Source organism: Avibacterium endocarditidis (genome assembly GCF_002921145.1).
GTDB lineage: Bacteria > Pseudomonadota > Gammaproteobacteria > Enterobacterales > Pasteurellaceae > Avibacterium > Avibacterium endocarditidis.
In genome coordinates, this window is the sequence record NZ_PQVI01000117.1 from 1 (window position 1) to 3,234 (window position 3,234).

Sequence of the window (3,234 nt, forward strand, 5' to 3'; positions counted from 1 at the left end):
ATCTACGCCAAGATCTCTTGCTACGAAATTCCCATAATCGTCATTGCACAAGCCGCGAGCGAGGCAGCAAGCAAATCTGTTGGCGAGAATGCTTCGCCTTTGCCGTTATTATCCACTGGGGCATCGGTGGAAATTTTGTCGCCACTTTGTAAGTGGATTAAATCGTTGTGTAAATTTCCAGTGTAATGAATGGTTGAAATATGTGCCATAGGAACTCCTTGTTGAGGTGATTTGTAGTTTAGTTAGAGTAAAAGGAAAGCAGATTGACTGCAAGATAAAATTATTTTTTTATTTAGAAAATAATTATGGAAATGCTGTTTGAATAAGTTAAACAGCATTTTTGTAAGTGCGGTTGCTTTTTTTTTTAAATTTAGTTTAAAAGCCCAAGTAAAGCATCAATAAGTGGCACAATAGGAATAAATAATAGGGTGCTTGTGGTTACGATATTGGTGGCAAAGGATACATCGCCTTTGGCTTCATTTTTGCGAGAATAGGCAATATGGCGAGAGCAGAAACAGAGGATTGCAGAATAAGCGTCTGTGTTTCAATAGTTGGCAGTGGTAGCCAAGCTTTGCCTAGGAAAATAAGCAGCGCCATAATTGCAGGGGCGATAGCAAACTTACCGATGAGTGCGGTAATGGTATCTTTATCAAATCTGATACTTTTTAACCCTGCATCATAAAGGGTGATGCCAATATAAATAAGCGAGAGAGGTGTAACCATTGCACCAATGTAGCTTAACGTACTATGAATAAAATTTGGCACTGGAATATTGATAAGTAAAAATATTAGTGCGACTAGAAAACCTAGTAGTGGTGGCGGTAAAAGTTTTTTCCAGCTGAATGTGTTATGTGTTGATGGCTGCGGTTGGCTACTATCTTGCGCAATCAGCCAAGCACCAAATGTCCAAGTAGAAATTGTATTTAACACATAATAAACTAAAAAATAAGGCATACTATTTTCACCAAATAATGCAATATTTAATGGTAAGCCGATAAATATGGTATTAGCGTTTACAATCGTATTAATAAAGACACCTTTCCGCCCAGCGCGAATATTAAAGAATTTTTTCATTAACCACGCAATAATATAGCCTAATAATATTGCGATACTGCCATAAATTAATCCGTCTGATAGAGAAAATAATTTTTCACGAGTAAGGTGGCTTAATACGGAAACAAAAATAGATGCTGGTAACGCAATATTCATAATTAGTTTAGAAATATTACCAGCAAAGCTATCTGCAAAATAGCCTTTGTGTCGTAAACAGAAGCCTAATGCAATAATAAGCACGATAGATAAGATATTTTCAAGTGCGGTGAGAAAAAGCATATTATTTTCCTCTGTTTGAATTATTTATTTTTTAAGAGTTTAGCAAGATATTTTTTATATTAATTAATAAGATGTGGTACATTTTTGTAAAAATGCCGTCTAAATATCAGACGGCATAGATAATATTTAGCGATAAACCGCTTGCCACATTGCATCTTGTACGCTTTGCACCCAGTTATCACTCTGTCTTGTTGCCACGCCATCTTTTACCGCTTGTTTAGCAACGGCAACCGCAACAGTGGCGGAAGAGGCGCGTAAGTTATCCACTGGTGGAAGAAGCGATGCACCTAAATCTTGTGGGTTCACTTGGCTAGCTACGGCTTCGGCAGCAGCAAGTAACATTCCATCTGTAACCTGTTTTGCCCCAGATACAATTACCCCTAGACCTAATCCCGGGTAGAGTAGTGCATTATTGCCTTGTCCAATATGGAAAGTAGTACCGTTATATTGCACAGGATCAACAGGGATTCCCGTTGCAATTAAGGCTTTACCTTGTGACCAAGGCACGGCATCTTGTGGCATCACTTCGATACGTTCTGTTGGGTTAGAAAGCGGTAATAAGATTGGGCGTTCTACACCTGCGCAAAGGGCTTTAACAACTTCTTCGCTGAATGCGCCGTGATCTGTTGATGTACCAATTAAAATGGTTGGTTTCGCTTGTTTTACCACTTCTAACAATCCAATTTTGCCATTTTCACGCGCCCAATCAGCCACTTCCGCAGCAGGACGAGCATATTCCTGTTGGTAATTAGGCAGATTTGGCATATCATCAGTGACTAAGCCATTAATATCAATCAGCCATACGCGTTTTTTCGCTTCTTCGCGTGAAAGTCCGTTACGTTCCATTGCGGCGCTGATTTGATCTGCCATTCCTGTACCAGCCGTACCAGCACCATAAACCACAAGGCGCTGTTCTGCAAAATTCTGCTTTGTTACTTTTAAGCCTGAAATCACCGCAGCCATAACTATCGCCCCTGTTCCTTGCATATCATCATTGAAAATACGGTATTTCTCACGATTTTCAACTAAGATTCGGCGGGCGTTGGAAGGGCCAAAATCTTCAAAGTGCAATAGAGCGTTAGGGAACATTTCAGAAGCGACTTTGAGATATTCATTAATTAAGTGATCATAGCGTTCACCACGAACACGCGCGTGACGATTACCAAGATAAGTTGGATCATTGAGAAGAGCTTCATTATCTGTACCTACATCTAAATTCACCGCAATCACACGGCTTGGATCAATGCCCGCAGCTGCTGTATACACCGCTAGTTTTCCGACAGAAATATCTGTTCCGTTCACGCCCCAATCGCCAATACCAAGAATTTCTTCTGCATCAGAACACACGATGAGATCCACATCATCTGCACCAAGCCCTAATGTTTCAAAAGAAGCACGAATATCTTCTGGGCGGTTCACATTCAGATAAACTGCACGAGAACGGTGATAATCACGGCTCCATTGTTTAATGGCATCACCCACAGTTGGGTCATAAACAATTGGTAGCATTTCAGCAATATGCTCGGTAAGCAGGCGGTAGTAAAGCACTTCATTACGATTATGTAATTGATCAAGGAAAATATATTTTTCCATTGGTTTTTCATAGCGAGAAAGCTGTTCGTAAGCACGTTTGGCTTGTTCATCAAGGGTTTCCACCGCAGCAGGTAAACGCCCTGTTAAGCCGAGTTTAGCGCGTTCTTCAAAGGTAAATGCTGTGCCTTTATTAGTCAGAGGGTTAGTGAGAATATCAGGGGTATGACTCATTTTTAAACTCCTTATTTGTGAAATAGATTATTTTTGATAGTTAAAATAGCTATTTATTATTGAGTATATGCCCATAAATAATAATTTCAAGTGGAGTGCTTTGTTTTTTTATTTTTTTTTTTTTTTTTTTTTTTTTTT

3 protein-coding genes are annotated in these 3,234 nt (G+C 39.4%); all 3 read right to left on the reverse strand.

All coding sequences use genetic code 11. From position 1 onward, the window contains the following. Positions 1–20 precede the first annotated feature (20 nt). Positions 21–209 (reverse strand): hypothetical protein, encoded by a 189-nt coding sequence (locus C3Z13_RS08750; protein ID WP_245872608.1) that lies wholly within the window; start codon positions 207–209, stop codon positions 21–23. A gap of 229 nt (positions 210–438) precedes the next feature. Continuing rightward, positions 439–1,332 carry an AEC family transporter gene (locus C3Z13_RS08755; protein ID WP_219827910.1) on the reverse strand — a complete coding sequence of 298 codons (894 nt, stop codon included), beginning with the start codon at positions 1,330–1,332 and terminating at the stop codon, positions 439–441. A 126-nt stretch (positions 1,333–1,458) separates the two neighbouring features. Next, the gene (locus C3Z13_RS08760; protein ID WP_103855660.1) at positions 1,459–3,096 is read right to left on the reverse strand and encodes an NAD-dependent malic enzyme; all 1,638 of its coding nucleotides are present in this window, start codon (positions 3,094–3,096) and stop codon (positions 1,459–1,461) included. Positions 3,097–3,234 lie beyond the last annotated feature (138 nt).

Coding starts and splice junctions, on each gene's coding strand:
- C3Z13_RS08750 (WP_245872608.1), bottom strand. CDS start 209: ATGGCACATATTTCAACCATTCATTACACTGGAAATTTACACAACGAT.
- C3Z13_RS08755 (WP_219827910.1), bottom strand. CDS start 1,332: ATGCTTTTTCTCACCGCACTTGAAAATATCTTATCTATCGTGCTTATT.
- C3Z13_RS08760 (WP_103855660.1), bottom strand. CDS start 3,096: ATGAGTCATACCCCTGATATTCTCACTAACCCTCTGACTAATAAAGGC.